This is a genomic window from Caballeronia sp. LZ043 (genome assembly GCF_031451075.1).
GTDB lineage: Bacteria > Pseudomonadota > Gammaproteobacteria > Burkholderiales > Burkholderiaceae > Caballeronia.
Map to the genome: position 1 here is coordinate 12,734 of NZ_JARUXT010000012.1, position 25,620 is coordinate 38,353.

The following is a 25,620-nucleotide window of genomic DNA, read 5'->3' on the forward strand; positions in this document are numbered from 1 at the left end:
GCGCCCCGGTCGGCGCAGCCGATTCATATACACTCCGGACATACGAATCTTCAAGCGCTCCCCATGTCCCGAGGCAAACCAGGCTCTTCCGTCACGCTGCTGGACATCGCCAACGAACTCGGCCTGTCCCGCGCCACGGTTTCTCTCGTGCTGCGCAACAGCCCGCGCATCTCCGAAGCCACCCGCGAACGCGTACTGGAAGCCTTCAAGCGTCAGGGTTATGTCTATAACCGCCATGCGGCGGGCATGCGCAGCAACCAGACGCATACCGTCGGCGTGGTCGTCAACGACCTCGCCAATCCCTACTTCACCATGCTGGTCCGCGCCATCGAGGCGAGCCTCAGCACGCAGGGATTCATGACGCTGCTCGGCAACACGGACGAGTCGCTCGACCGGCAAAGCCGCTTTCTCGAAACCGTGAGGCAGCACAACATCGACGGCCTCATCGTCTGTCCGACCGAATCCACCACAGCCACGCAGATGCGCCAGGTGCTGGCGTGGGGCATCCCGTGCGTATTCGCGTCGCGCTATGTGAGCGGACTCCAGGCCGATTACGTCGGCGTCGACAACCGTCGCGGCATGGCGCTCGCGACCTCGCATCTGATCGGGCTCGGCCACAAGCGCATTGCGATGATCGGCGGCATCATGCGCGCCTCCACCGGCAGCGATCGCGCCGAAGGCTATCGCGAGGCCTTGCAGGCGGCCAAGATCAAGTTCGACGAACGTCTGCTCGTGCCCTCGCCGCTCACGCGCTACGACGGCAAGCGCATCATCACCGAACTCCTGCGCCTGAAGAATCCGCCTACGGCGGTGGTCTGCGGCAATGACATCGTCGCGTTCGGCGTGATGCTCGGTCTGCGCGCGCATGGCATCGAACCGGGCCGCGACTTCGGCGTGGTAGGTTTCGACGACGTGCCCGAAGCCGCGCTCTGGGAGCCGCCGCTCACCACGGTCCAGGTCTTGCAGGACGAGATCGGCCAGAGCGCCGCGGACCTGCTGCTCAAGCGCATGACGGAGCCGTCGCGCACCGCCACGCGCATCCTCTCGGACCCTGTGCTGATCATTCGCGGCACCTGCGGCGGACGTCCCGGCGCGGCCTGAGCATCGCGCCCACGGCTTCGCCCGTTCGGGTTTCCCTTATAAAAATCCGCTTGCGTCACATCGAAGCTGCCCCTAACCTTTCAGGTAGATCGATCTACTCAATCTGCCTGATGGCTGGATGCGTGTGCGCAAACACGACGGCCAAGGCCCATCCGTGCCGCCTGTCGTGCGTCACGGCCATAAGAACCACAGGAATCCGACGCATGCGCGACTACCTACTCTCTCGCAGAAAACTCCTGACGCTCACGGTCGCCTCGGCGGCGGCCGGTTGGCTGCCGCGTCTCGCCAGTGCGGACAGCCAGACGATCCGCATCGGCGACGTGGTGGACCGGCACAACCCGGAAGTGATCACCGAGAACCTGATGGCGAAGCGGCTCAAGGAGACGACCGGCTTCGACGCCCGCGTGTTCCCCGACGGCGTGCTCGGCTCGCACACCCGCATGAACGAGCAGCTGCGCAACGGCACGCTGGAAATCACGGTGGCGAACGTGGCGGACCTCGAAGGCTATGACAAGCGCCTCGGTCTGTTCGCGATGCCGTTCGCCTTTCCCGATCGCAAGACGCTGTTCGCTGCGCAAGATGGCGCGCTCGGCGAGGCCTACGCGGGCATTCTGGAGAAGCTGGATTTCGTGCTGCTCGGCTGGTTCGATTCGGGTCTGCGCAGCGTCTACAACCGCACGCGCGCCATCAACGAGCCCAACGACATGAAGGGCCTGAAGATTCGCACGCAGGGCAACCAGATCATGATCGCAACGTTCAACCAGTTCGGCGCGCAGGCCACGCCGCTGGACACCACGCAGATTTATTCGGCGTTGCAGCAGGGCGTGGTGGACGGGGCCGAGAACTCGGTGACCTTCTTCGTCCAGCAGCATCACAGCGAGGTGGCGAAGCATTACTCGTACACGAACCACTTCTTCTCGATCGACCCGATGCTGGCCAGCAAGAAATGGTTCGACTCGCTCGACGCGAAGAAGCAGGACGCCGTCAAGCAGGCCGCCGCGCAGGCCCAGCAGCACGAGCGCGACCTGTGGCTTGCGTCGGACGCGAAGTATCTCGCCGAAGCGAAGAAGAACGGCGTCGAATTCAACGATACCAACAGCGCCGCGTTCCGCGCGGCCGTCAAGCCGATCTACGCCAAGTACCGCTCGAACTTCGCCGAGCTGGCGAAGTACCTGCCGGACCTCTGATCAACCGCACCAGGTGCCCGCCATGAAACCCCATTCGCGTTCCTCCGCGCGCAGGGACGGCATCAACCAGACTGCGCCGTTTCGCCTGCTCGCGAGCGTCGAAGATCTGCTGATCGCCGTCCTGGTCTTCGCGATCTTCTGCGTCGTGCTGGCGGGCATCGTGTCCCGCTTCGTCTTCCATGTGTCGCTCTCGTGGAACATCGAGGTCAGCGTCACGCTGATGATCTGGATGACCTTCATCGGCATCGCGGTCGGCGTGCGTGACCAGGTGCACGTGGCCTTCGAACTGTTCGAGGATCGGCTCTCGGGGCGCTGGCTCGTGCTTGCGTCGCTCGTCCAGATGCTGCTGATGGGCGCGCTGCTCGTCGCGCTCGCGTGGGGCGGCTGGCAGTTCATGCAACTGGGCTTCGACCAGATCACGCCGAGCGGCATCCCGCAATGGATCTCGTTCGCCGCCATCCCGGCCGGCAGTGCACTGGGGCTGCTGCATCTGCTGGCGCATGTCTGGGACCTGCTCGCGCATGCCGATGCCGACCCCGTTCATGCCCACGCACACGGTTCTGCCGAAACGAGGACGCAATGATTCTGACCATCGGACTTCTCGCGCTGTTCGTGGTGGCGGGCGCGCCGATCATCGCGTCGCTGGGCGTGGTGGGCACCATCGACGGCCTGATGCAGGGCCTGCCGCTGACCAACATCGCGCAGGCGATGTATCACGGCGTGGACTCGTTCACGCTGCTCGCCGTGCCGCTGTTCATCCTTGCCGGCGAGATCCTGTTTCACTCGGGCTCGGCCGGCAAGCTGGTGAGCTTCATGAACCTGCTGGTGGGCCGCGTGCCGGGCGGGCTGGGCGTGAGCGCAGTGGCCTCGACCATGGTGTTCTCCGGCCTGAGCGGCTCGGTCAATGCCGACGCCGCCGCCATCAGCTCCGCCATGCTGCCTTCGATGGAGAAAGCCGGGTATCGCAAGGAATGGTCGTCGGCGATCATCGCGGCGGCGGCCGGCACCGGCATCCTGATTCCGCCGTCGATCACCATCATCGTGCTCGCCACGGTCGCGAACATGTCGGTGACCAAGCTGTTTCTCGCGGCCACCTTGCCCGCCATCCTGGTCGGCGTCACGAAGATGTTCATCATCATGTACCGCGCGCGGTCGGAGCCGCCGGTGGCGCCGGTCCACTTCAGCGTGCGCGAACTGGGCCGCGCGTTCCTGCTCGCGATCCCGGCGCTCGGTGCCCCCATCATCATTCTCGGCGGCATCTTCATGGGCTTCTTCACCGCGACGGAATCCGCGGCTGCGGCGGTGGCCTACGTCACGATCATCACGCTGCTGCAACGCTCGATTCCAACGCGCGCCTGGTCCGGCATTCTGATCAAGGCGGGCCGCACCAGCGCCATCGTGCTGTCGCTGGTGGGCGTCGCGCAGATTCTCGGCTACATGCTGGCGTACAACTCGGTGGGCGAGCAGGTGGCCGAGTTCGCCTCGCAACTGACCGGCAACCGCTTCGTCTTCACGGTGTTCATCGTGGTCGTGTTCTGGCTGCTGGGCGCGCTGCTCGACGGCATTCCCGCGCTGATCCTGCTGATCCCGCTGTTCCTGCCGATCGCGCAGGACGCCGGCTACAGCGACGTGCACTTTGCGATTCTGGCCATTGCCATCGTCGGCATCTCGCTCGTGACGCCGCCGATCGGCACGGCATGTTTCATCGTCACCGGCGTCGCCAACATCAGGATGGTCAACCTGGTGCGCCCGATGCTGCCCTTCATGGCGATCATGTTCGTCACCATCCTGCTGTTGGCCTTCGTGCCGGCGTTCTCCGAATGGCTTCCTCATCTTCTCTACTAGCGGCGCGCGCCGTCCGGCCGCTGGCGCTCATCACCGGCGCACGGCGCGGCATCGGCGCGGGCATCGCGGCGGAACTGGCGCGGCAGGGCTTCGATCTCGCGCTGCTCGACATCGCGGAAGACGGCGCGGACCAGGTGCTTGCCGCCGCCGAAGCGCATGGCGCGCGCGCGGGCTTCTGGCAATACGATCTCGCCGACAGCGGCGCACACCGCGCGCTGGTCGAACGCATCGTCGTGGCATGCGGGCCGATCGCCTGTCTCGTGAACAACGCGGGCGTGTCCGCCGACGCGCGCGGCGACCTGCTCGAACTCGGCGAGCGCTCCTATGACAAGGTGATCGACATCAACATGCGCGGCACGTTCTTTTTCACGCAGGCCGTGGCGCGTCACATGGCCGAACACACGCATCCTGCACAACACGCACGCACCATCGTCACGGTGTCGTCGGTGAGCGCCGAACTCGCGTCGACGGAGCGCGGCGAATACTGCATGTCGAAGGCTGGACTCGGCATGCTCACCAAGCTGTTCGCGCTGCGCCTCGCGCCGTTGAACATCGGCGTGTTCGAGATTCGCCCCGGCATCATCCGCACGCCGATGACGGAGGCCGTCGCCGCGCGCCATGACGAACGCATCGCCGACGGCGTCGTGCCCATGCGGCGCTGGGGCGTCCCGGCCGACGTCGCTGCGGCGGTCGCGGCGCTGGCGTCCGGACAGATGCAGTTCGCGACGGGCAGCGTGCTCAACATCGACGGCGCGCTGTCGGTTCCGCGCCTGTGAGCGCTTTCCCTCTTCTTCCGATGACCCCGGGTCCCGCCCTATGAACAGCCTGAAACTGCCCACATCGACCGGCGCGCTGGAGCGCTACACGCTCGCCGGCACGCCGCTTCCGGACGCTCGCCCCGCCGCGCCGTTCAACCGCATCGTGCTTTCGGCGGCGCACGTCGTGGCCGATCCGTTCGCCGACGTCGAACCGTCCGAAGGCGGCCGGATCGACTGGGACAGGACGCTCGAATACCGCCGCTATCTCGCGGGGCTGGGCCTGGGCATCGCCGAGGCGATGGACACCGCCCAGCGCGGCATGGGTCTGAACTGGAAGGACTCGCTGCAACTGATCCGCCGCACGCGCGCGGAGTTGTCGGACAGTCCGGTGCCGGTCTTCAACGGCTGCGGCACGGATCATCTCGATCCCGCCTCCGTCACTTCGCTCGATGCCGTGGTGAGCGCCTATCTCGAACAGGTCGATGCGATCCAGACAGCCGGCGGCCGCCTGATCCTGATGGCGAGCCGCGCGCTGGCCCGCGTGGCGCGCACGCCGGCGGACTATGTGTCGGTGTATCGGCGGGTGCTGGCGCACGTGGATCAGCCGGTGATCCTGCACTGGCTCGGCGACATGTTCGATCCCGCGCTGACCGGCTACTGGGGCACCGACGACCTGAGCGCCGCGCGCGACATCGCGCTCGACGTCATGACGGAGTCCGCCGCGAAGGTCGAGGGCATCAAGGTGTCGTTGCTGGACAAGCAACGCGAGATCGACATGCGCCGCCTGCTGCCTGCCGGCGTGAAGATGTACACCGGCGACGACTTCAACTATCCGGAACTGATTGCCGGCGACGAGCAGGGCTACTCGCACGCGCTGCTCGGCATCTTCGATGCCATCGCACCTGCCGCGTCGGCCGCGCTCGGCGAACTGGCTGCGGGACGGCGCGAGCGCTTCCTCGAAATCCTGGCGCCCACGGTGCCGCTTTCGCGCCACATCTTCCGGGCGCCGACGCGCTTCTACAAGACCGGCATCGTCTTTTTGGCCTGGCTGAACGGCCATCAGCCGAACATGACGATGCTGGCCGGCCATCAGGCGATGCGTCCGCTGCCCTACTTCGTCGATCTCTTCAGGCTCGCCGATGCCGCCGGTCTGTTGCGGCAACCCGAACTCGCGGTGATGCGCATGAAGACCTTCCTCGCCGTCCACGGCGTGACCCAGGACTGAGGCTCCGCGCATGGGACAGCTACTCGCGCGCCGCGACGGCGCAGTGCTCACGCTGCAACTGAGCAATCCGGGCAAGGCCAACGCGCTCGACTTCGCGATGCTCGCCGCACTCGACGATGCCATCGCGCGCGTCGAGCAGGACGATACGATCCGCGCCGTCGTGCTGCGCGGCGCCGAAGGCGGCGTGTTCTGCTCCGGTGCGGATATCCGCGAATGGTCGGCGCTCGATCCGGAGACCTTCGCGCAGCAGTGGATCGGCAAGGGCAACGAGTTGTTCGGACGCTTCGAGCGCGTGCGTTGCCCGACCGTCGCCGTGATCGAGGGCTTGTGCTTCGGCGGCGGACTGGAACTGGCGCTGTGCTGCGATCTGCGGCTCGCCACCGACGGCGCGCGCCTGCGCTTTCCGGAAGTCGCCATCGGCGCCATTCCGGGCTGGGAAGGCGGCGACCGGCTGCGGCGCATCGCGGGCCGCGGACGCGCGCTCGAAGCCGTGCTGCTGTCGCGCGAGATCGACGCGCACACGGCGCTGCACTGGGGCGTGCTCAACGAGGTTTGCTTGCCGCAAGACCTGCCCGCCCGTCTCGACGACTGGACCACGCGCTTGTGCCAGATCTCACCACGCGCCGCTGCGCTGGCGAAGGCGCTCATCATCGACGACCACAAGGACGCCCGCACGGCCTATCCCGCAGCCGCGCTCGCGGTCCGTTCCAGCGCGGACGCCGAACGCGGCATCCGTGCCTTCTTCGACAAGACCACCGCTTCCTTCTGACACCATGAATCCACTCTTCCAGGGTACTCATCAACGTGCATTCGGCACCTGGCCGCTGCAAGGCCAGGCGCTTCAGGACGCGTTGCGTATCGCGGTCGACACCGGCTATCGCGCCATCGACACCGCGCAGATGTACGGCAACGAAGCCGATGTCGGCACGGCGCTGCAAGCCGTGGGCATGAAGCGCGAAGACCTGTGCATCACGACCAAGATCGCGCCGGCCAACGATTCCGCCGAAGCCTTACTGCCCTCGCTGCGCGAGAGCCTCGCGAAGCTGCAGATCGATCAGGTCGATATCCTGCTGCTGCACTGGCCGCCCGCTCATGGCGATGTCGCGCCCTCGGTGCAACGGCTCGAAGAAGCGGTGCAGGCGGGCCTTGCGCGCCACATCGGCATCAGCAACTTCACCGCCGCGATGATGCGCACCGCGAAGGCCGCGACGAAACTCCCGCTCATCACGAACCAGGTCGAGTTCCATCCGCTGCTCGATCAGCGCGTGTTGCTGCGCACCGCCACGGAGACGGGCATTCCGCTGTCGTCGTATTGCTCGGTGGCGCGCGGCGAAATCTTCAAATACCCGCTGTTCGAGGAGATCGGCGCGGGCTATGGCAAGACGGCTGCGCAAGCCGCGCTGCGCTGGATCCTGCAGAAGGGCGTAACCATCAACACGATGTCCACCCGGCGCGAGAACATACAGGCCAATTTCGACGTGATGGACTTCACGCTGTCGAGCATCGACATGGATCGCATCGATGCGCTCAACTCGACGAACTACCGCATCGTCAATCGCGAACGCGTGCCCGACGCGCCCGACTTCGACTGAAGGAACAATCATGACCCAACCGCTGCTCTTTGAAGAGATCGAGCCGGGACTCAGCTTCGCAACCTCGGGCATCGTCGTCACCGAAAGCCACGTGGTGCAGTTCGCCGGCCTCTCAGGCGACTTCTTCGACGTCCACATGGACGACGACTTCGCGCGCAGCGTCGGCTTTTCCGGCCGCATCGCGCATGGACTGCTGTGTCTCGCGATGGTCGATGGTCTCAAGAACCGCGCGGCCACCAGTCTCGCTTCGGTCGCGACGCTGGAATGGACCTATCGCTTCCACAAGCCGGTGCTGATCGGCGACCGCATCCAGGGGCGCATCAGCGTGCTCGACAAGCGTCCGACGAAGCGCGCCGACCGCGGCATCGTGCGCTTGCAGGTGGAGGTGCGCAATCAGGACGACGCGGTGATCCAGGAAGGACTCAACGTGCTGATGGTGCGGACCCGCGCCCATGCCGTGAAGACAAGCAACGAGGAACGATGAAATGAAGCAAGCCAATCTGGTTGACGCCGATACGATGGCGGCAGCGGTCTTCGACGGCGCGACGGTCGTGCTGAGTGGTTCCGGCGGCGGGCTGGTGGAGCCGGATCACGTCGCGGCGGCCATCGAGCGGCGCTTTCTCGCGACCGGTCATCCCTGCGATCTCACGCTGATCCACGGCCTGGGCATCGGCGACGGCCGGGAGAGCGGCATCAGCCGCTTTGCGCACGAAGGCATGGTGAGACGCGTGATCGGAGGTCACTGGACCTGGTCGAAGCGCATGCAGACGCTCGCGCGCGAGGAACGCATCGAAGCCTATACGCTGCCCGCCGGCGTGATCCAGACGCTGATCCGCGAAGCCGGTGCGGGCCGTCATGGACTCGTCACGCATATCGGCCTCGACACCTTCGCCGATCCCCGTCACGGCGGCGGCCGGGTCAACGCCCGCGCCCGCGAGGATCTGGTCGAAGTGGTCACGCTCGGCGGCAAGGAACTGCTCTGGTACAAGCCCTTGCGGATCGACTTCGCCATCGTGCGCGGCACCACGGCGGACGGGCAAGGCAATCTCACCTCACGCGAGGAACCCGCCGACATCGACGCCTTCGCCGCCGCGCTCGCCGCGCACAACAGCGGGGGCCGCGTGTTCGCCCAGGTGCGCGACGTGTCCGCCACGCCGATCGCGCCCGCGCGCGCGGTCACGGTGCCGGGCGTGCTGGTCGATCAGATTTGCGTACACGCGGAGCAGAAGCAGACCACCGGCGCGGCCTACGATGCCACCATCAGCGGCGAACTGGCCGCACCCGGCACGCGCACGCCGCCGCCGTTGCCCGAAGGTCTCCGCTATCTGATCGCGAAACGCGCCGCGCAGGAACTGGCGCCCGGCGCCTGCGTCAACTTCGGCTACGGCCTGCCCGACGGCATTCCCGCCGTCGCGCATGCGGAAGGCCGCGAGATCAGCTGGACCGTGATCGAACAGGGCTCGCACAACGGCGAACTGCTGGGCGGCGACCTGTTCGGCGCAACGCGCCATCCGAGCGCGATCCTCAAATCCAACGACCAGTTCGACTTCTTCAGCGGCGGCGGCATCGACATCGCGTTTCTCGGCATGGGCGAGCTGGACGCGCAAGGCAACGTCAACGTCTCGTGGCTGGGCGAGAACATCGTCGGGCCGGGCGGATTTGTCGACATCACGCAGCGCACGCGCAAGGTGGTCTTCTGCGGAGCGTTCGAAGCCAAGGGACTGGAAGTCGAGCTTGAAGACGGCAAGGTGCAGATCCGCCGCCATGGCGCGGTGCCGAAGCTGGTCGAGCAGGTGCGCCACATCACCTTCAGCGGCAAACGCGCCCGCGCCGACGGCCAGCAGGTGATCTACGTGACCGAGCGCGCCGTCTTCGAACTGACGGCGCAGGGCTTGCAGCTGATCGAGGTCGCGCCCGGCGTGGATCTCGTGCGCGATGTGCTCGAACGCATGCCCTTCGAGGTGGCGCTGCATCCGTCGCTGCGCGAGCGCGTGGCCACGGCGTAGGCAGCGGTTTAATACAGGCATAGGGGAGCACAAAAGCCGATGGACTTCACGCTGAGCGACACGCAGAAGATGCTGATCGAAACGGCGCGCCGCTTCGTGCGGACCGAGTTGCAGCCGCTTGAACAACAGGTGGAGGACGAAGGCGTGTTGTCGCCTGAGCGTGCGCGCGAATTGCAAAAGCGCGCCCAGGCGCTCGGCCTGTACGCGGTCAACATGCCCGCTGAACTGGGCGGCGGCGGATTGACTACAGTCGATGCCATGCTGTGCGAGGAACAGTTCGGCCACAGCTCGGACATCCTCGTGCGACGCGCCTTCGGCAACGTCTACGACGCGCTGCTGGCCTGCGAAGGCGAGCAGATCGAGCGCTGGCTCGCGCCCGCGATTCGAGGCGAGCGCACGTGCGGTCTCGCGATCACCGAAACCGGCGCGGGCTCGGACGCTCAAGCCATCAAGACCACGGCCCGCAAGACCGCGTCCGGCTGGGTATTGAACGGCAGCAAGCACTTCATCAGCGACGCGCAATGGAGCGACTTCTTCCTCGTCTCGGCCCGCACCGGCGAACAGGAGATCTCGCTGTTCGTGGTGGACAAGGCATTGCCCGGCTTCACCGTGGGCCGCGATCAGCCGATGATGGGCCTGCGCGGCACGCCCCATCACGAACTCTTCTTCGACGATGTCCCACTGGAACCGCTCGCACTGCTCGGCCGCGAGGGTGAAGGCTTCCGGCTCGCCATGCGGATGCTCGGCCGTGTGCGCCTGGCGCTGGTGGGCGCGCGCGGCATCGGCAAGGCGGCGCATGTGCTGGAAATGATGATCGGCTATGCGGCCGAGCGGCGCCAGTTCGGCGAACGCATCGGCGACTTCCAGATGATCCAGCAGCTCATCGCCGACAGCGTGATGGAGATCAACGCGGCGCGGCTGATGCTGCTCAACGCGGCCAGCATGATGGACGCAGGGCTGGACGCGCGCGACTGGATCTCGATGGTCAAGGTGCAGTCGTCAGAAACGCTCGGCCGCGTGGTGGACCGCGCGGTGCAGGTGTTCGGCGGCATGGGGTTCTGCAAGGAACTGGCCATCGAACGGTATTACCGCGATGCACGCGTCTACCGCATCTTCGACGGCACCTCGGAGATTCATCGCGGCATCATCGCGCGCAATGCGCTGAAGCGCGGCGCAGCGCTGTTCGACCTGCACCGCTGAGCCCAGCCCTCTTCCTCACGACATGAACAAACTCATCACCGCCGACGCCGCAGCCCGGCTGATCCGCACGGACGATGTTGTCAGCATCAGTTCGTCGAGCGCGCTCGGCTGCCCGGACAAGGTGCTGGCCGCCATCGGCGCGCGCTTCGAGCGCGAGGGCCAGCCGCGCAATCTCACGACGCTGAACCCGATCGCCGCCGGCGACATGTACGGCGTGAAGGGCATCGATCATCTCGCGCGGCCCGGGCTGCTCGCGCGCACGCTGGCCGGATCCTATCCGAGCGGGCCTTCCTCGCTGCCGATGCCCGACATCTGGCGCATGATCGTCGAGAACCGGATCGAGGCCTACAACGTTCCGAGCGGCATCCTGTTCGACATGCACCGGGACGCCGCCGCGCGACGTCCCGGCGTGCTGACGAAAGTCGGCATGGGCACCTTCGTCGATTCCGATCTGCAAGGCTGCGCGATGAACGCCGCTGCGTCCGCGCGGCCGATCGTGCGGCGCGTGTCCTTCGACGGCGAGGACTGGCTCTATTTTCCGGCGCTCGTGCCGCGCGTGGCGATCATCCGCGCAACCACCGCCGACGAAGCAGGCAACCTGAGCTATGAGCACGAAGGCGCGTTGCTCGGCGGGATCGATCAGGCATTGGCCGCGCGCAATCATGGCGGCATCGTGATCGCGCAGGTCAAGCGCGTGGTGAAGTCCGGCACGCTGCGTCCACACGATGTGCGCGTGCCCTGCAATCTGGTCGATTACATCGTCGTGGATCCGGATCAGTGGCAGACCACCCAGACACCCTACGACCCCGCCATCAGCGGCGAGATCGCGTTGCCATCGAGTGCTTTCGAGCCTACGCCGTGGGGGCCGGAGAAGGTCATCGCCCGACGTGCGGCGATGGAACTCGCGCACGGCCATGCCGCCAACCTGGGCTTCGGCATCTCGGCCAACGTGCCGCGCATCCTGCTCGAAGAAGGCCTGCATGGCGCGGTGACATGGGCCATCGAGCAAGGCGCCGTCGGCGGCATGCCGCTGCTTGGCTTCGCGTTCGGCTGTGCATCGAATGCGGATGCCATCGTGCCTTCACCGAATCAGTTCACGTACTTTCAGGGCGGCGGCTTCGATATCGCGCTGCTGTCTTTCCTCCAAGTGGACAGCGACGGCAGCGTGAACGTCTCGCGGCTCGCATCGAAACCGTATCTGACCGCGGGCTGCGGCGGCTTCGTCGATATCACGGCCCACGCGCGGCGCATCGTGTTCTCCGGCTTCTTCACCGCAGGCGCGCAACTGCAAGTGGGCGACGGCAAGCTCGCGATCCTGAAGGAAGGCCGCACCCGCAAATTCGTGCAGGCCGCCGAGCAGATCACCTTCAGCGGGCGCGTCGGCCGCGAGCGCGGGCAACGCGTGACTTATGTTACCGAGCGCTGCGTCATCGATCTGCTCGCAGACGGCCTCACCGTGACCGAGATCGCGCCCGGCGTGGACCTGCAACGCGACATCCTGGAGCAGGCCGAACTCGCACTCAAGGTGTCGCCCGACCTGCGCCCGATGAACCCCGCCCTGTTCACCGACGCGCCCTTCGGACTGCGCCTGAAACCTCGCGAGACCCGCCATGACTGACCATTTTGTTTCCGTCGCCCGCGAGGCTCACGTCGCCACCGTCACGCTGGAGCGGCCGGACAAGCTCAACGCGCTGACGCCCGCGATGCTGGAAACGCTGGAACAGATCGCGCGCGAACTCGAAGCCGACACGGCGACGCGCATCGTCATCCTCACGGGCAGCGGCGCCACGGCGTTCTGCGTCGGCGCGGACATCAACGAATGGGCCGCGCTCGAACCGCTCGACATGTGGCGGCGCTGGGTGCGCCGGGGACATCAGGTCTTCGATCAATGGGCGCGACTGCGTCAGCCGGTGATCGCGGCGGTTAACGGCCATGCGTTCGGCGGCGGACTCGAACTGGCGATCACCGCGGACGTGCGCATCGCGGCCACGGAAGCCCGCTTTGCGCTGCCGGAAGCATCCATCGCGACCTGTCCCGGATGGTCGGGCACGCAGCGGCTGGTGCGGCTCATCGGCGCCAGCCACGCGAAGTATCTGGCATTGAGCGGCACACGCCTGAGCGCCGCCGATGCCCACGCCTGCGGGCTGGTTCATGAAGTCGTGCCGCGCGAGCAACTGACGGTGCGCGCGCAAGAATTGGCCCGCGAGATGGCCGCGCGTGCGCCGGTGGCGTTGCAGCTGACGAAGCAATTGATGAACGCCGCCAGCGGCGAGGAATCCGCCGCGACGCTCGAAGCGATGGCAGGCGCACTCGCCGCGAGCACGCAGGACGCGGCGGAAGGCATTCGCAGTTTCAGGGAAAAGCGTCCGCCGCTTTATGAAGGACGTTGACGCGGATCGAGCGCTTCAGCAGCACTCGAACATGCGCTCGCGGCACACGCGCAGCGTTTCGTCGGCGGGACGCGTCCACCAGTCCAGTCGCGAGAAGATCTCCACTTCCACCGGACCGTCATAGCCCGCACCTTCGACGGCCGCACGCAGGCGCTTCAGATCGATCACGCCGTCGCCCATCATGCCCCGGTCCTGCAACGGGTCACGGGTTTCGAGAAGCCAGTCGCATACATGCAGCGCGAGAATGCGCTGCCCCGCGCGGGCGATCGCCGGCATCAGCGCCGGATCCCACCACACATGGTAGGCATCGACGGCCACACCGAAGCTGCCCGTGCGCGACGGGTCCAGACGGTCGCACCAGTCGAGCGCCTGATCGAGCGTGTTGAGCAGGCTGCGGTCGGCGGCATAGACCGGATGCAGCGGTTCGAGCGCAATGCGCACGCCCGTCTCGTCGATCGTCGGCTGCAAGGCGGCGAGGCCGTCGAGAATCTGTTTGCGGGCATCGTCGATATCGCGCGAACCGGACGGCAACCCGCCCACCACCGCGACCAGCAGCGGCGCGCCGAGCACTGCCGCGGTTTCCAGCGCGCGGCGGTTCGAATCGAGCGCCGCGCGACGGCCCGCTTCATCAGGCGCGGCAAAGTATGCGGTGCGGCAATAGGCATTGACCTTCAACCCGGCCGCCCGGATTGCGCTGGCGGCTGCTTGCGGGCGCATCTCGTCAACTTCGTGACGCCACGGCGTGATCCAGCCGAAGCCCTGTTCCGCGATGCGTGCCGCCGTCACGTCGATTGCCTCGCGATGGCCCAGCGTCGCGGTATTGATGCAGCAGAGATCGCCGCGTCCGTTCAGTTCGCGCATGGCATGACCTCAGAAGCGCTGGATCATCAGGCCGCCGTCCACGCGCACTTCCTGCGCGACGGTATAGGGCAGCAGTCCGGCCGCCATCGTGCGGATCACGCGCGCCACGTCTTCAGGCTGGCCCCAGCGCGGCGTCGCGGTCATGCCCTCGGCGATCAGCGCATCGTATTTCGCCTTCGACGGCGCGGTCATCTCGGTCAGGATCAGACCGGGCTGCACCTCGAACACGCCGATGCCATGCGACGCCAGCCGCAGCGCGAACAGGCGCGCCGCCATCGACAGCGCGCTCTTCGACATGCAGTATTCGCCCCGCTCGACCGAAGCGACCACCGCGTTCGACGACGTCACGAACACGATGCTGCGCGCCCCCTCGCCGGCCGGCGTCTGTTGAGTCATCTGCCGCGCCACGGCCTGCGACAGGAAGAACGTGCCGCGCGTGTTGATATCGAAGCAGCGGTCGTAGCTTTGCGGGTTCACGTCGAGCAAATCGCCACGGTTGAGCACCGAGACGCCCGCGTTATTCACCAGGCAGTCGATGCCGCCGAAGCGCGCCGTGATGGCATCGAGCGCGGCCGCGTGAGCGTCGATGTCGCCGATGTCGAGATCCAGCGGCAGGCAGGCACGCCCGAGCGCCTCGACTTCGGTGACGAGCGACTGAAGACGCTCCGCGTCGCCGAGCGCGATGGCGGCGATATCGAACCCTTCAGCGGCCAGCGCCAGTGCGACGGCCCGTCCGATGCCGCGCGACGCGCCCGTGACGACTGCGCTTTTACTCATATTCATGCCTTCATTAATTGACGAGCAATGATGATGCGCTGGATCTGGTTCGTGCCTTCGTAGATCTGCGTGATCTTGGCGTCGCGGTACAGGCGTTCCACTTCGTAGCCGCGAATGGTGCCGCTGCCGCCAAAGATCTGAATGGCGTTGCTGGTGTGCTGTACCGCTGCGTCGCCGGCGAAGCACTTGGCCATCGAGGCTGCGGCGGTCGCTTCGAGGCCCGCGTCCATCCTGCTCGCGGCCGCGCGCACCAGCAGGCGCGCCGCCTCGCAGTCCTTGGCCATGTCGGCCAGCATGAACTGGACAGCCTGGAACTCGGCGATGGCCTGGCCGAACTGCTTGCGCATCTTCGCCTGTTCGACGCCCGCCTCCAGCGCGGCCTGGATGATGCCCACGGCCAGCGCCCCGATCCCCACGCGCCCTTTCTCGAGCACGCTCATCATCATGTGGAAGCCACGGCCTTCGGTGCCGAGCAGTGCATCGGCGGGTAGCCTGACTTCATCGAAATGCAGTTCGCCGACCTGCGACGCGCGCTGTCCCAGCTTGTGCTCCTTCGGTCCGCGCGACACGCCGCGCGCTGCGCAATCGACGATGAAAATGCTCATGCCGCGCTTGCCCGCAGCGGGGTCCGTGCGAGCCAGCACGAGCGCTACATCGGCGACGGGCGCGTTGTGAATCCACAACTTGGAGCCGCTGAGCAGCCAGCCTTCGCCGTCGCGCACGGCCGTGGTCTTCACGCCGGAGACATCGCTGCCCGCGCCGGCCTCGGTGATGCAATACGCGCCCTTTGTCTCGGCACGCACCAGCGGTCCGAGCCAGCGGTCGATCTGTGCCGGCGTGCCATGCCGGCTCAACAGCGTGCTGAGCAATTCGACCAGACCGCACTGATCCGCGACCGAGGCATAACCGCGACTCAACTCCTCCATCACGATGGCATACGCGAGGCAATCCAGCCCCGCGCCGCCCAGCGAATCCGGCACGGTGATGCCGAACAGGCCGGTCTCGCCCATCTGCCGGTAGATCTCCGCCGGAAAGCTTTCTTCGCGGTCCAGCCGCTCAGCTTGTGGACGGATGACTTCGTTGGCGAAGCGCCGGGCCATGTCGGCGACCTGCTGATGCTCGGTGGACAGAATCACCTCGTCTCCTCGGTTGTGGTCTTGCATTCGGGTGCTGTGATCGGCTGATCCGTGAGCGTTACTCTATGCCAAGTAGATCGATCTAGCAAGTTGAGGAATTCACTCGCTGGTTCACTGGACGCTGGCCGATCTGGCGCACTACCATACGGCTGGCTCAACTCAATCCGAGGTCGGACGCGTGCTCAAGGAAACGATTTTTCGTGTCGAGGTGCAGTTCGGCGATTGCGATCCCGCGGGGATCGTGTTCTTCCCGAACTTCTCGCGCTGGATGGATGCCGCATCGCACGATTACTTCATGCAATGCGGTCTGCCGCCGTGGCGGAATCTGGACGCATTGCCCGGTTGCGTGGGCGCGCCGCTGCTGGAAATCCACAGCCGCTTTCATGCGTCGGCCACGTATGGCGAAACGCTCGAGATTCGTACGTCCACCGAGGAATGGCGCAACAAGGTCTTCATTCAGGCACATCGCATCCTGCGCGGCGATACGCTGATCTGCGAGTTTCGCGCGACGCGCGCGTTGTGCGTCAAGCTGGCGGATGGCACGCTCAAGGCAGTCGCGATACCGGAGTTCATTCGGGCGGCGTGTGAGTGAGCGATTGCGTGCGGCACCCTCCGCTTACAGCAAGCATGCAGTCCATGCGTTCCGCAGCAGCCTGAGGCAACTTGCGCTACCCTCGCGTGCTGACGCCCGGGCCCCTGCCCGGCAAACAGACAAGGGACGCCAGCACACGATGACCCAGCGTGACACCATGAAAATCGCCCTGATCGGCCCGGGGGCAATCGGCACCACCGTCGCCGCCGCGTTGCATGAGACCGGCCGCACGCCCACCCTGTGCGGCCGCACCGCGCTTCCGCAACTGGAGTTGCGCTTCGAAGGCGAACGCATCATCGTGCCGGGACCGGTGCGGACCCGTCCGGAAGAGATCACGGACACTTACGACCTGGTATTCGTCGCCGTCAAGTCGACGCAGATCGATGCCGCAGCGCCCTGGCTCTCCGTCCTGTGCAATGACAGGACCGTGGTCTGCGTGCTGCAGAACGGCGTCGAACAGAAGCAGCTCTTCGCGCCGTATCTGTCGGGCAATCCGGTGCTGCCTTCCGTCGTCTGGTTTCCCGCGCAACGCGAACCGGACGCCTCGGTGTGGCTGCGCCGCGAAGCGCGTCTCACCTTGCCGGACCTGCCTGAAAGCCGCCTCGTGATGGAAGCGATGCACGGTACGCGCTGCCGCGCCGACATCGCGGAAGACTTCGCCTCAGTCGCCTGGCGCAAGCTGTTGCTGAACGCGGTGGCGGGCCTGATGGTGCTGAGCGGCCGCCGCGCCGGCATGTTTGCCCGTGACGACATCGCCGGATTGGCGCTTGCCTATGCAAAGGAATGTCTTGCAGTAGCACGGGCCGAAGGTGCGACGCTGGGCGATGAAGTGGCGCAGGAAATCGTCGATGGCTTTCGCCGCTCGCCAGCCGACCTGGGCACCTCGATCCTCGCCGACCGGCAAGCGGGCCGCCCGCTCGAATGGGATTGCCGCAACGGCGTGGTGCAGCGCCGTGGCCGCGCGCACGGCATTGCAACACCGATCAGCGATTTCGTGGTGCCGCTGCTGGCTGCGGCCAGTGACGGGCCGGGTTGAGCGCGATGCACGTTCAACAGCAGCGTGTCACTCCGCCGCGCGCCAGCTGTCGAGCAACGCCCGCGCTTCCCTGACATCGACGATCGCGCAGCCTGGCGGAAACCGCTCGCATACCTCGGACAGCAGTGCGCGCGCATGACCGCTTTCACCTTGCGCGTGCTTGTAACGCGCCAGACTCTTCGCCGCACGCAGTTCGAAGAACAACGCGCCCTGCTGACGCGCGACCTCGAGCGCCTGCTTGAACAAGCCCTCCGCATCGCCACTACCGGACGCCGCGCGAATCTCGCCCGCGATACGCAACAGTTCCGGCAGATTCCACAGTTCGTCGTGCTGCTTCGCACGCGCGAGCGCGTCGTCGATGACCGCCTGCGCCTCCGCATGCCGCCCGAAGCGCGACAGACCATGCGCGTAGAGCCCGGCAAACAGCGTCTGGCGCATGCCGAGATGCTCGCGTTCGAGCTGCGCCAGCGCGTCGCTGAGAATCGTCAGGCCCTGACGCTCGTTCCGCTCGATCAGCAAGGCTCCGTGAAGGCCGCGCGCCATGGCATCGAAGAGCGCGAGGCCGTTCTTCGCCACACAATCCTGCAGGATGTCGAGCGCTTCTTCGGCGGCGTCGAGATCGCCCGCGTAGAAGCTCAGCGGAATGAACGCGAACACCAGCACGTAGCCGATGGTCAGCGTATGGCCGCTTGCCTCGGCATCCCTGCGCGCCCGGTATGCCTCCTCCAGCGCGCGTTCCGCGCAGCCCTGGAACCACAGGACACTGGCCATCAGCGAACGCGTGCCCTCGCGTCCGTTCACGTGGTTATCCGACAGTCGCGACTGTCGACATTGGGCATCGAAGGCTTCGAGCACGCCGGCAAGCAAGCGCCGCGCTTCAGCCTGCCTGCCCATGTGATGCCAGGCAAAGGCCGTGAGCCGGCTGCCCTCCGATATCGCGTCTCCGATCACGCCGGCGGGCGTCAGGCGTGCGTCGCTTGCCACGGCCGCCGCTGATTCCAGCGCGAACGCCGCCGGAAAGACGCCCAGCCGCCGCAGCACGACACGTTCGGTTTTCGGGAAGCAGCTGATGGCTCCAGTCGAGTGCCGCGAGCAGCGTCTTCTGGCGCTCCGGGGCGGTGCGGCGGCCTTGGGCGAGCGTCGCGAAGCGGTCGTCGAGCAGCTCGAAGAGTTCGCGGACGCCGAACGCATCCAGACGCGTGGCCGCCAGTTCGATCGCGAGAGCAATGCCGTCGAGCCTGCGGCAGATGCGGGCGAGCAGCGGCGCTTCCTCGCCGGTCGGCATGAAGCCGCCGCGCGCGGCCTCGGCGCGCGCCACGAAGAGTTCCACCGCCGGATAACGCAGCGCTTCGGCCATCGTCATGGTTGGCAGAGTCGGGCGGACTTGCGAGCGGCTCCAGCCGGTACACATGTTCTCCGAGCGCCTGCAACGGCTCGCGGCTCGTCGCCAGCACCGTCAGGGACGGCGCCGCCGCGATCAGCTTCTCCGCGACGACCGCGGCCGCCTCGATCACGTGCTCGCAGTTGTCCAGCACCACGAGTTGCGGCCGGCGCTGCAAGCGGACGGTGTTCGTCAGCGCCTGCAGGATGTCGTCCGAATGCACGGCGAGACCCATCGCGTGCGCGACGGCGTGAGGAACGAAACGCGCATCGGACAGCCGCGACAGATTGACGAACCAGACATCGTGCTGCCCCGCCTGCTCTCTCTGGTGCGCGAGCGCCAGCGCAACCGTGGTCTTGCCGATGCCGCCGTGACCGGCCACCGTCAGGATGCGCGTGCGCGTCAGCCGGTCCCGCAAGGTGCGGATGGTCTCCGCGCGGCCGACCGGACGCACCAGCGCCGCAGGCAGGTTGTGCGACGCCGCGTGCGGGGCTTGCGGCAGATCCGCGCCGGATGAGACCGCCTCGCGCTCGACGGCCGCCACGAACTGATAGCCGCGCCCCACCACGGTCGCGACGAAGCGCTGGTCGTTGGCCGCTTTCCCCAGCGCCTTGCGCAGCGCGGCGATATGGACCTTGAGATTGCTGTCTTCGACCACGGCGCGCGGCCAGGCGCGCGCCATGAGTTCCTGCTTGGTGACCAGCTCGCCGCGACGTTCCACCAAAGCGGTCAACAGGTCGAAGGCACGTCCGCCGATGAGCACGCGCGCATCGCCATCGAGCAGCATCTGTTGCGACGGAACGAGCCTGAACGATCCGAACAGATAGACCACTTCTGTCGCGTCGTCGGCAGGGCCGCTTTCGAACGGGGTGCTGGGCATGATCGGGCTGTCGGAACGGCCTCGGGGCCGTCACAGGAAAATGAAAGGAAACAGCGCCGCATCAGTCTAGCCCGTTTCACCCCTGCTCAATGGAAGCTGTCCCGCCTCGCGGTCGCGTCACACGAAACCGGCATGACCTGAGACAATCCGCTCACACCTTCAGGGACATGTCATGCGCCAGGCTTGCACGGAGTCTTTGCAATGAAGTTCGATACCCTCGTACTCGGCGCCGGCATGGTGGGCGTATCGGTTGCCGTGCATCTGCAACGCCGCGGACTCGCGGTCGCGTTGGTCGACCGCAAGGCGCCGGGCAACGAGACCTCGCTGGGCAATGCGGGGCTGATCCAGCGCGAAGGCGTGTATCCGTATGCGCTGCCCCGCGACGCCGCCACGCTGTTGCGCTATGCCGGCAACCGTTCGGCCGAGGTCCGCTATCACCCGCGCGCGTTGCCCGCCTTCGTGCCCTTCCTGCTGCGCTACTGGCACCATTCGCGCGCGGACCGGCATGCGGCCATCGCACGGTCCTATGCCACGCTGATCGAGCACTGCGTCAGCGAACATCGCGAGCTTGCCGAAGCAGCGGGCGCGCAGGGGCTGCTGCGCCCGGGCGGCTGGCTCAAGGTCTTTCGCAGCGCGGCTGCACAGGATGCGGAACGGCGCACGGCGCAGCGCTGGCATGAAGAATACGGCGTCGCCTACCAGGTGCTCGATGCCGCGCAGCTGCAACGTGAAGAACCCTCGCTGAGTCGCGCGCTGAGCGGCGCGCTGCGCTATACCGACGCCGTGTCCGTCAGCGATCCCAACGCGCTCGTAACGGCTTACGCGCGTTATTTCGAGCAGCTGGGAGGCCGTGTGTTTGTCGGCGATGCGGCGACGCTCGCGCCGCAATGGCAGGTCGAGACGGCCACGGGACGCATCGAGGCGCGTGCGGCCGTGATCGCGCTCGGTCCATGGTCGGAGCGGCTCACGTCACGTCTGGGCTACGCGCTGCCGCTCGTCGTGAAGCGCGGCTATCACATGCACTACGCGGCGGCCGATGGCGCGCAATTGCATCAGCCGGTGCTCGACGCGGAGCGAGGCTATCTGATCACGCCGATGGCGCGCGGCATCCGCCTGACGACGGGCGCGGAACTGGCCTACTGCGACGCGCCCGCCACGCCGGCGCAGCTCGACGCGCTCGAACCCGTCGCGCGCGCGACCTTTCCGCTCGGCGCGCGTCTCGATGACACGCCGTGGCTCGGCCGGCGTCCCTGCACGCCGGACATGATGCCGGTCATCGGCCGGGCGCCGCGTCATGAGGACCTGTGGTTCGCTTTCGGTCATGCGCATCACGGACTGACGCTCGGCCCCGTGACCGGGCGGCTGATTGCAGAGATGATGACGGGCGCCGCGCCGGTGGCGGACCCGTTTCCGTTCCGGGCCGAGCGGTTCGCGAGAGGCTGAACGGGACCGGCAGGCGTCTCACTCGTCGAGACGCACCGGCCTGCCTTCGCGCGCGGAGCGATATAACGCTTCCATCAGCACCTGATCGCGCAGACCTTCTTCACCGGGCGTGTCCGGCTCGCTTCCGTCGCGCACGCATCGCGCGAAGTGATCGATCTCGAGCATGAACTGATCCTTGAATTCGAGCCGCGGCTCATCGACTTGTTCGATATCGCCTTCGCGATGCGCGATCCGCATGCGCTGCCCCTTGTAGGCGAAGGCGTTCTCCACGTCGATCCAGCCTTTCTCGAGACGGATGCGCATGTCCTTCGACTCATGCGCGCCATAGCTCGCCGCGCAATTGGCAATGGCGCCGGAGGGGAAGCGCAGCATGAACGCAATCGTCTCTTCCACTTCGCGATAACGCTCGTCCGCCGCCGGATTGACGATCTGCGCATACACCTCCACGGGCTCTTCGCCGAGCACATGGCGCACGCCGTTCAGGCAATACAGCCCGATGTCCGGCAATGCACCGCCTCCCGCGAGCGCCGCCCGCAGCCGCCATTGCTCGCCCGAGCCCTGCACCTGCGCATTGGTCGCCTCGATCACGCGCGCCCTGCCGAGTTTGCCCGACTGCACCCGGCGCGTGGCCTCGCTGTTGAAGACCTCGAACTGACAGCGGTAAGCGATCATCAGCTTCACGCCCGCCTTCGCGCAGGCGTCGATCATCTGCCGCGCCTCGTCGGCGGTGTTCGCCATGGGCTTCTCGCACAGCACGTGTTTGCCTGCCTGCGCCGCGGCGCTCACGTGCTCCAGGTGCAGGCCATTCGGCGTGACGACGTACACGGCCTGAACGTCGGCATTGTCCGCGAGGCGTGACATCTCGGCGTATGAATACACCGACTGCTCGTCGATGCCGTATTGCTTCGCCACCGCCCGCGCCTTGTCGGGGCTGCCCGAGACGAGCGCCGTGACGCGCGCGTCCTTGCAGGCGTTGAAGGCGGGAAGGATCTGCTCCAGCGCCAGACGGCCCAGCCCGATCACCGCAAATCCCACGCGCTGATCCGGCGCCGATGGTGCGGGCGGAGGTGGCGAAGGTTTGTCGGCGTCGCCCTTCCAGTTCCCGAAGCGAACCTTGCCGTCCTCGACCGTGCCGAGATCGATGGCGGCGGGCGTCTGCGACTGCCCGGGCGCGGGGAGCGACGGACCATCGGGCGTGCCGGGACCGCTTACGGTGAACTTGGCCTTGTCGTGTGTGGACATGATGCATCCTCCTGCGTTGAGTGGTTCATTCGGATCATGCTTGCGGCGCATTGCGTGCAAGCAGCGCAACGCATGCACCCGCGAAGGCCGTCGCCGCCAGAATCGCGAGCGCACCCGTGCCATATAAAAAGTCGAGCAACGTACTGAGCGCCGCGCCGGCGACGAACGCCATCCATCGCCCGACGCCCGCTGCCGCCGCGCTGAACTTCCCTTCTCCCAGATGCCGCGCGATGCGGATGAAGTTGCCTGTGATGAACGAAATGCCTGGCTCATCGGCGCGGGTCTGGTTGATTGCGCCGATGCCCGCCGCGATCAGACAGGTGGCGGTCACCGGATACGCGGTGCCTGCTAACGGCACGGCGCAGGCCAGCAGCAACGCGGTGGATGTCAGGCAGAACGGGGCACGCCAGCTCGGCAGGCGTGCCGCGAGCCATGCGGCAAGCGTCGCCGCGACGAAGAAGCTGGCGATCACGCTCACGAGCGGCAGCGCCTTGCTCCATGCGCCGGCGATCAATGACTGGCCGAGCTTGGTCGAATTGCCGGTCATGTAGACAGCCAGCAGGTCCTTGCTGTGAAGCATGATGAGCGCGTCGGTACCGCCCGCGATGGCCACGAGCGCAAGCACAGGCACGGCGGTATCGGCCATGTCTCTCAGCCAGGACGTGACGGACGAAGGCATGTTCGTGTTGTGTGGGGAGGGCGTGGTCCGGAAGCTTCCACGGTCCGCAAATTCGGTGCCTGTGGGATGAGGCCGGGCGTCAGGACGATCTCGCTTTCAGAGACTTGTCATGAGCTTGCGCGCGGTAAAAGCGCCGGAGCGGGTGATGGCAGCGCGGACGTCTGTTACGGGAGCAACTGCTGCGGCAGTGCTGTCAGCGCGTGGTCATCGCCGAACGCTTACGGGATGAATCCGGGCAGCTTCAGGCTGGCCGAAGCGCGCGCTCCCCGGCCAGCGCGATGTCGCGAATGACCTATCTGATGTCGTGATCGATGTGCCGGCATACGGTGTCGGCATCTGAACCCGGCGTCAACCGCTCGCCGGAAAGCCTGGCCCGCGACGCAACCGGATCGGGCCATGGCCGATGTCGTCCGGGTCGAGCGTCGTTTCTCCCTGCGTGATCTTCAGTCGCTGCCGATGCGCCATCCGCGCAGCCACGTCCCGCACCGCGGGCATCAGGTCGCGCCAGCCGTCTTCATCGTGGGTGAGCGCACGCGCAACGTCCGACGGACAAATGGACGCCGTCTCGGCGCGGCTGCGCAGCAGATCGAGCACGCATCGTTCGATGTCCGGAGCGGATACGCGTGTCATTTGACGGTCTCGTCCGCGAGGCTGCGGGATCGACGCGCCGCATCGGCGTGCAGCGTGTCACGCGCAAGCTTCGTCTTGCGGACCGGATTCGCTTCCACCGTGACGATCGATACGCGATTGCGACCGTCACGCTTTGCGTCATACAGGGCTTCATCGGCGCGACGCATCGCTGTTTCGAGAGTCGTGCCGTCGTCCGGCTGGCAAAGCGCCACGCCGATGCTCACCGTCACCGGCGCCAGCGGCGTGGGCTGCGCCATCCCGCTTTCTTCCGCGCAGGCGGCGACATCGGTCAGGATGGCGTCGGCGACATCCTCGGCGCGGCGCGGCGTGCAGTCGGCCAGCACGACGATGAACTCCTCGCCGCCATAGCGCGCGACGATGTCGTTCTGCCGGCGCGCCCGCCGCGTCAGGCAATGCGCGACGAAGCGCAACGCCCGGTCGCCCGCCACGTGGCCATGCGTGTCGTTATAGGCCTTGAAGTGATCGGCATCGACGAACATGATCGCCATCGGCAGCCGATGCCGCACGGCCCGCGCCCACATTGCCGGCAGCGTCGCGTCCAGGCCGCGACGGTTGGCGACGCCCGTCAGCCCGTCCGTGTCCGCAATTGCAATCAGCCGCGCCTGCGCCGCATCGCGCTGGCGCACCGCGAACACGAGCAGCCACACGACGATCGTGAACGCGCACGACACTACGACACTCAACGCGCCGATGATGAGCGAACGATGCCTCCACTCTTCGGTGATTTCATCCATGGCCGGCGCGACCATGGCGACAAGATTGCTGTCCTCCACGTTCGCGAACGTGGACAGACGCTCGACACCATCCACCGGCGACTTCGCGACGAATGAACCGCCCTTCGGTCCGAGCATGGACAGGAACGCGGGTGAGGCAACGGAAATCATTTTGCTGCGGCTCACCTGCGGATAGCGCGCGAGGATGAAACCGTCGGTCTGCATGATGGTGGCGGCGCCGTGCGTGCCCAGCTTGACGCCGTCGACCAGCTGCTGGAAATAGTCGAGGTCGAGCGAGATCAGCGCGACGCCGCCAAAGCTGCCGTCCGCCTTCGAAATGCGGCGACTGAGCGCGATGGAAGGACTGCCGTTCCTCAGCCGGGATTCATAAGGCTTCGAGATGAACAGGCCCACGTCGTCGCGGTTCTTGTGCACGAGGAAGTAATCGCGATCGGCGAGGTTCAGCGTTGGAAAGAGCCGTGCGCGCCCCTGCACGATCCGGCCCTCCTCATCCACGGCGTAGATGCCCATCACGTGGGGCGCCATGGTCGCGCGGTCGAACAGCATCTGCCTGCGCAACTCCGGCGGCAACGCGAGAATTTCCGGATTCGACACCCCGTCCACCACGGCCTGCAAGGAAAGGTCGTAGACCTGCAGGTTGCGGCTCATGTCGCGCGCAAGGGCGGCGGCCACGTTCTCGGAGGTGTCGCGCGCCTTGTCCAAAGCCTCTTGCCTGCCGGAGACCAGGACCACGGCCGTCGTGATCAGAACCACGAGGCAGACGAAGGTCGTGCTCAGCGCGATAAGGATCGCGTGCCTGTCGACCCAGGACATCGTCCAGCGTGATTCCTTTCCGAGGGTTGATGACTGCTTCAACCGTGCTCTCCTTCGCGAACGCGGTTCTGTCAGAAACCGCGCGCCCTCT

At 66.4% G+C, this 25,620-nt stretch carries 25 protein-coding genes; 16 read left to right on the forward strand and 9 right to left on the reverse strand.

What is annotated here, in order from left to right:
- Positions 1 to 63: 63 nt before the first annotated feature.
- The 13 genes from QCE64_RS34995 (at position 64) to QCE64_RS35055 (ending at position 13,304) form a co-directional block, all read left to right on the forward strand.
- Complete coding sequence (locus QCE64_RS34995; RefSeq protein ID WP_309927637.1) at positions 64 to 1,101, forward strand: LacI family DNA-binding transcriptional regulator; 1,038 nt, start codon at positions 64 to 66, stop codon at positions 1,099 to 1,101.
- Positions 1,102 to 1,304: 203 nt separating this feature from the next.
- Positions 1,305 to 2,288 carry a TRAP transporter substrate-binding protein gene (locus tag QCE64_RS35000; RefSeq protein ID WP_309927639.1) on the forward strand — a complete coding sequence of 328 codons (984 nt, stop codon included), beginning with the start codon at positions 1,305 to 1,307 and terminating at the stop codon, positions 2,286 to 2,288.
- A gap of 22 nt (positions 2,289 to 2,310) precedes the next feature.
- The gene (locus QCE64_RS35005; RefSeq protein ID WP_310008821.1) at positions 2,311 to 2,871 is read left to right on the forward strand and encodes a TRAP transporter small permease; all 561 of its coding nucleotides are present in this window, start codon (positions 2,311 to 2,313) and stop codon (positions 2,869 to 2,871) included.
- Positions 2,868 to 4,133 carry a TRAP transporter large permease gene (locus QCE64_RS35010; RefSeq protein WP_309927646.1) on the forward strand — a complete coding sequence of 422 codons (1,266 nt, stop codon included), beginning with the start codon at positions 2,868 to 2,870 and terminating at the stop codon, positions 4,131 to 4,133. Before QCE64_RS35005 ends, QCE64_RS35010 begins: the two co-directional genes overlap by 4 nt.
- Positions 4,109 to 4,909, forward strand: a complete 801-nt coding sequence (locus QCE64_RS35015) for a 3-ketoacyl-ACP reductase (protein ID WP_310008823.1) — start codon at positions 4,109 to 4,111, stop codon at positions 4,907 to 4,909. Before QCE64_RS35010 ends, QCE64_RS35015 begins: the two co-directional genes overlap by 25 nt.
- Before the next feature lie 40 nt (positions 4,910 to 4,949).
- The gene (locus QCE64_RS35020; RefSeq protein WP_310008825.1) at positions 4,950 to 6,116 is read left to right on the forward strand and encodes a dihydrodipicolinate synthase family protein; all 1,167 of its coding nucleotides are present in this window, start codon (positions 4,950 to 4,952) and stop codon (positions 6,114 to 6,116) included.
- 10 nt (positions 6,117 to 6,126) lie between these two features.
- Positions 6,127 to 6,885 carry an enoyl-CoA hydratase/isomerase family protein gene (locus QCE64_RS35025; RefSeq protein ID WP_310008828.1) on the forward strand — a complete coding sequence of 253 codons (759 nt, stop codon included), beginning with the start codon at positions 6,127 to 6,129 and terminating at the stop codon, positions 6,883 to 6,885.
- Positions 6,886 to 6,889: 4 nt separating this feature from the next.
- Positions 6,890 to 7,708: an aldo/keto reductase gene (locus tag QCE64_RS35030; RefSeq protein WP_309927655.1), complete on the forward strand. Its 819-nt coding sequence runs from the start codon at positions 6,890 to 6,892 to the stop codon at positions 7,706 to 7,708.
- 10 nt (positions 7,709 to 7,718) lie between these two features.
- Complete coding sequence (locus QCE64_RS35035) at positions 7,719 to 8,192, forward strand: MaoC/PaaZ C-terminal domain-containing protein (protein WP_309927658.1); 474 nt, start codon at positions 7,719 to 7,721, stop codon at positions 8,190 to 8,192.
- A 1-nt stretch (position 8,193) separates the two neighbouring features.
- A complete protein-coding gene (locus QCE64_RS35040) occupies positions 8,194 to 9,714 on the forward strand; it encodes a CoA-transferase (protein WP_310008830.1) in 1,521 nt (506 codons plus the stop codon).
- A 39-nt stretch (positions 9,715 to 9,753) separates the two neighbouring features.
- Positions 9,754 to 10,914, forward strand: coding sequence for an acyl-CoA dehydrogenase (locus QCE64_RS35045; RefSeq protein WP_310008832.1), 1,161 nt, complete (start codon positions 9,754 to 9,756; stop codon positions 10,912 to 10,914).
- Positions 10,915 to 10,936: 22 nt separating this feature from the next.
- On the forward strand, positions 10,937 to 12,532 hold the full coding sequence (locus tag QCE64_RS35050; protein WP_310008834.1) for an acyl CoA:acetate/3-ketoacid CoA transferase: 1,596 nt from the start codon (positions 10,937 to 10,939) through the stop codon (positions 12,530 to 12,532).
- Entirely contained in the window at positions 12,525 to 13,304 is a 780-nt protein-coding gene (locus tag QCE64_RS35055; RefSeq protein ID WP_309935943.1) for an enoyl-CoA hydratase/isomerase family protein, read from the forward strand. The genes QCE64_RS35050 and QCE64_RS35055 overlap by 8 nt, the downstream gene beginning before the upstream one ends.
- Before the next feature lie 15 nt (positions 13,305 to 13,319).
- Here the strand turns inward: QCE64_RS35055 and QCE64_RS35060 are convergent, their stop codons facing one another.
- From QCE64_RS35060 to QCE64_RS35070, 3 genes are read right to left on the reverse strand one after another with little or no spacing between them, the layout of a single operon-like run.
- Positions 13,320 to 14,165, reverse strand: a complete 846-nt coding sequence (locus tag QCE64_RS35060) for a sugar phosphate isomerase/epimerase family protein (protein WP_310008835.1) — start codon at positions 14,163 to 14,165, stop codon at positions 13,320 to 13,322.
- A gap of 9 nt (positions 14,166 to 14,174) precedes the next feature.
- Positions 14,175 to 14,942: a 3-ketoacyl-ACP reductase gene (locus QCE64_RS35065; protein WP_309927673.1), complete on the reverse strand. Its 768-nt coding sequence runs from the start codon at positions 14,940 to 14,942 to the stop codon at positions 14,175 to 14,177.
- Between the two features lie 2 nt (positions 14,943 to 14,944).
- The gene (locus tag QCE64_RS35070) at positions 14,945 to 16,078 is read right to left on the reverse strand and encodes an acyl-CoA dehydrogenase family protein (protein WP_309935944.1); all 1,134 of its coding nucleotides are present in this window, start codon (positions 16,076 to 16,078) and stop codon (positions 14,945 to 14,947) included.
- Positions 16,079 to 16,256: 178 nt separating this feature from the next.
- Here QCE64_RS35070 and QCE64_RS35075 point away from each other — a divergent pair, with 178 nt between their 5' ends.
- Both QCE64_RS35075 and QCE64_RS35080 read left to right on the forward strand, forming a co-directional pair.
- Positions 16,257 to 16,670: a thioesterase family protein gene (locus QCE64_RS35075; RefSeq protein WP_309935945.1), complete on the forward strand. Its 414-nt coding sequence runs from the start codon at positions 16,257 to 16,259 to the stop codon at positions 16,668 to 16,670.
- A gap of 139 nt (positions 16,671 to 16,809) precedes the next feature.
- Entirely contained in the window at positions 16,810 to 17,706 is an 897-nt protein-coding gene (locus QCE64_RS35080) for an oxidoreductase (RefSeq protein WP_310008837.1), read from the forward strand.
- 27 nt (positions 17,707 to 17,733) lie between these two features.
- Here the strand turns inward: QCE64_RS35080 and QCE64_RS35085 are convergent, their stop codons facing one another.
- Complete coding sequence (locus tag QCE64_RS35085) at positions 17,734 to 18,690, reverse strand: hypothetical protein (RefSeq protein ID WP_310008839.1); 957 nt, start codon at positions 18,688 to 18,690, stop codon at positions 17,734 to 17,736.
- The gene (locus QCE64_RS35090; protein ID WP_310008841.1) at positions 18,669 to 19,967 is read right to left on the reverse strand and encodes a winged helix-turn-helix domain-containing protein; all 1,299 of its coding nucleotides are present in this window, start codon (positions 19,965 to 19,967) and stop codon (positions 18,669 to 18,671) included. The genes QCE64_RS35085 and QCE64_RS35090 overlap by 22 nt, the downstream gene beginning before the upstream one ends.
- A 201-nt stretch (positions 19,968 to 20,168) precedes the next feature.
- Here QCE64_RS35090 and QCE64_RS35095 point away from each other — a divergent pair, with 201 nt between their 5' ends.
- Complete coding sequence (locus tag QCE64_RS35095; protein ID WP_310008844.1) at positions 20,169 to 21,410, forward strand: FAD-binding oxidoreductase; 1,242 nt, start codon at positions 20,169 to 20,171, stop codon at positions 21,408 to 21,410.
- An 18-nt stretch (positions 21,411 to 21,428) separates the two neighbouring features.
- Here the strand turns inward: QCE64_RS35095 and QCE64_RS35100 are convergent, their stop codons facing one another.
- The 4 genes from QCE64_RS35100 to QCE64_RS35115 all read right to left on the reverse strand — a co-directional run bounded on the left by QCE64_RS35100 (position 21,429) and on the right by QCE64_RS35115 (position 25,529).
- Positions 21,429 to 22,652: a Gfo/Idh/MocA family oxidoreductase gene (locus tag QCE64_RS35100; RefSeq protein ID WP_310008846.1), complete on the reverse strand. Its 1,224-nt coding sequence runs from the start codon at positions 22,650 to 22,652 to the stop codon at positions 21,429 to 21,431.
- Positions 22,653 to 22,686: 34 nt separating this feature from the next.
- Positions 22,687 to 23,298, reverse strand: a complete 612-nt coding sequence (locus QCE64_RS35105; protein ID WP_310008848.1) for a DUF1275 family protein — start codon at positions 23,296 to 23,298, stop codon at positions 22,687 to 22,689.
- A gap of 381 nt (positions 23,299 to 23,679) precedes the next feature.
- A complete protein-coding gene (locus QCE64_RS35110) occupies positions 23,680 to 23,961 on the reverse strand; it encodes a DUF3253 domain-containing protein (RefSeq protein WP_309927695.1) in 282 nt (93 codons plus the stop codon).
- Entirely contained in the window at positions 23,958 to 25,529 is a 1,572-nt protein-coding gene (locus QCE64_RS35115) for a sensor domain-containing diguanylate cyclase (protein ID WP_310008850.1), read from the reverse strand. Before QCE64_RS35115 ends, QCE64_RS35110 begins: the two co-directional genes overlap by 4 nt.
- Positions 25,530 to 25,620: the final 91 nt, after the last annotated feature.

Excerpts from the sequence above, each read along its gene's own strand:
- QCE64_RS35105 (WP_310008848.1), bottom strand. The coding sequence starts at position 23,298 with ATGGCCGATACCGCCGTGCCTGTGCTTGCGCTCGTGGCCATCGCGGGC.
- QCE64_RS35060 (WP_310008835.1), bottom strand. The coding sequence starts at position 14,165 with ATGCGCGAACTGAACGGACGCGGCGATCTCTGCTGCATCAATACCGCG.
- QCE64_RS35115 (WP_310008850.1), bottom strand. The coding sequence starts at position 25,529 with ATGTCCTGGGTCGACAGGCACGCGATCCTTATCGCGCTGAGCACGACC.
- QCE64_RS35100 (WP_310008846.1), bottom strand. The coding sequence starts at position 22,652 with ATGTCCACACACGACAAGGCCAAGTTCACCGTAAGCGGTCCCGGCACG.
- QCE64_RS35040 (WP_310008830.1), top strand. The coding sequence starts at position 8,194 with ATGAAGCAAGCCAATCTGGTTGACGCCGATACGATGGCGGCAGCGGTC.
- QCE64_RS35005 (WP_310008821.1), top strand. The coding sequence starts at position 2,311 with ATGAAACCCCATTCGCGTTCCTCCGCGCGCAGGGACGGCATCAACCAG.
- QCE64_RS35110 (WP_309927695.1), bottom strand. The coding sequence starts at position 23,961 with ATGACACGCGTATCCGCTCCGGACATCGAACGATGCGTGCTCGATCTG.
- QCE64_RS35095 (WP_310008844.1), top strand. The coding sequence starts at position 20,169 with ATGAAGTTCGATACCCTCGTACTCGGCGCCGGCATGGTGGGCGTATCG.
- QCE64_RS35020 (WP_310008825.1), top strand. The coding sequence starts at position 4,950 with ATGAACAGCCTGAAACTGCCCACATCGACCGGCGCGCTGGAGCGCTAC.
- QCE64_RS35050 (WP_310008834.1), top strand. The coding sequence starts at position 10,937 with ATGAACAAACTCATCACCGCCGACGCCGCAGCCCGGCTGATCCGCACG.
- QCE64_RS35055 (WP_309935943.1), top strand. The coding sequence starts at position 12,525 with ATGACTGACCATTTTGTTTCCGTCGCCCGCGAGGCTCACGTCGCCACC.
- QCE64_RS35000 (WP_309927639.1), top strand. The coding sequence starts at position 1,305 with ATGCGCGACTACCTACTCTCTCGCAGAAAACTCCTGACGCTCACGGTC.
- QCE64_RS35025 (WP_310008828.1), top strand. The coding sequence starts at position 6,127 with ATGGGACAGCTACTCGCGCGCCGCGACGGCGCAGTGCTCACGCTGCAA.
- QCE64_RS34995 (WP_309927637.1), top strand. The coding sequence starts at position 64 with ATGTCCCGAGGCAAACCAGGCTCTTCCGTCACGCTGCTGGACATCGCC.
- QCE64_RS35030 (WP_309927655.1), top strand. The coding sequence starts at position 6,890 with ATGAATCCACTCTTCCAGGGTACTCATCAACGTGCATTCGGCACCTGG.
- QCE64_RS35045 (WP_310008832.1), top strand. The coding sequence starts at position 9,754 with ATGGACTTCACGCTGAGCGACACGCAGAAGATGCTGATCGAAACGGCG.
- QCE64_RS35090 (WP_310008841.1), bottom strand. The coding sequence starts at position 19,967 with ATGCCCAGCACCCCGTTCGAAAGCGGCCCTGCCGACGACGCGACAGAA.
- QCE64_RS35010 (WP_309927646.1), top strand. The coding sequence starts at position 2,868 with ATGATTCTGACCATCGGACTTCTCGCGCTGTTCGTGGTGGCGGGCGCG.
- QCE64_RS35035 (WP_309927658.1), top strand. The coding sequence starts at position 7,719 with ATGACCCAACCGCTGCTCTTTGAAGAGATCGAGCCGGGACTCAGCTTC.
- QCE64_RS35015 (WP_310008823.1), top strand. The coding sequence starts at position 4,109 with ATGGCTTCCTCATCTTCTCTACTAGCGGCGCGCGCCGTCCGGCCGCTG.
- QCE64_RS35065 (WP_309927673.1), bottom strand. The coding sequence starts at position 14,942 with ATGAGTAAAAGCGCAGTCGTCACGGGCGCGTCGCGCGGCATCGGACGG.
- QCE64_RS35080 (WP_310008837.1), top strand. The coding sequence starts at position 16,810 with ATGACCCAGCGTGACACCATGAAAATCGCCCTGATCGGCCCGGGGGCA.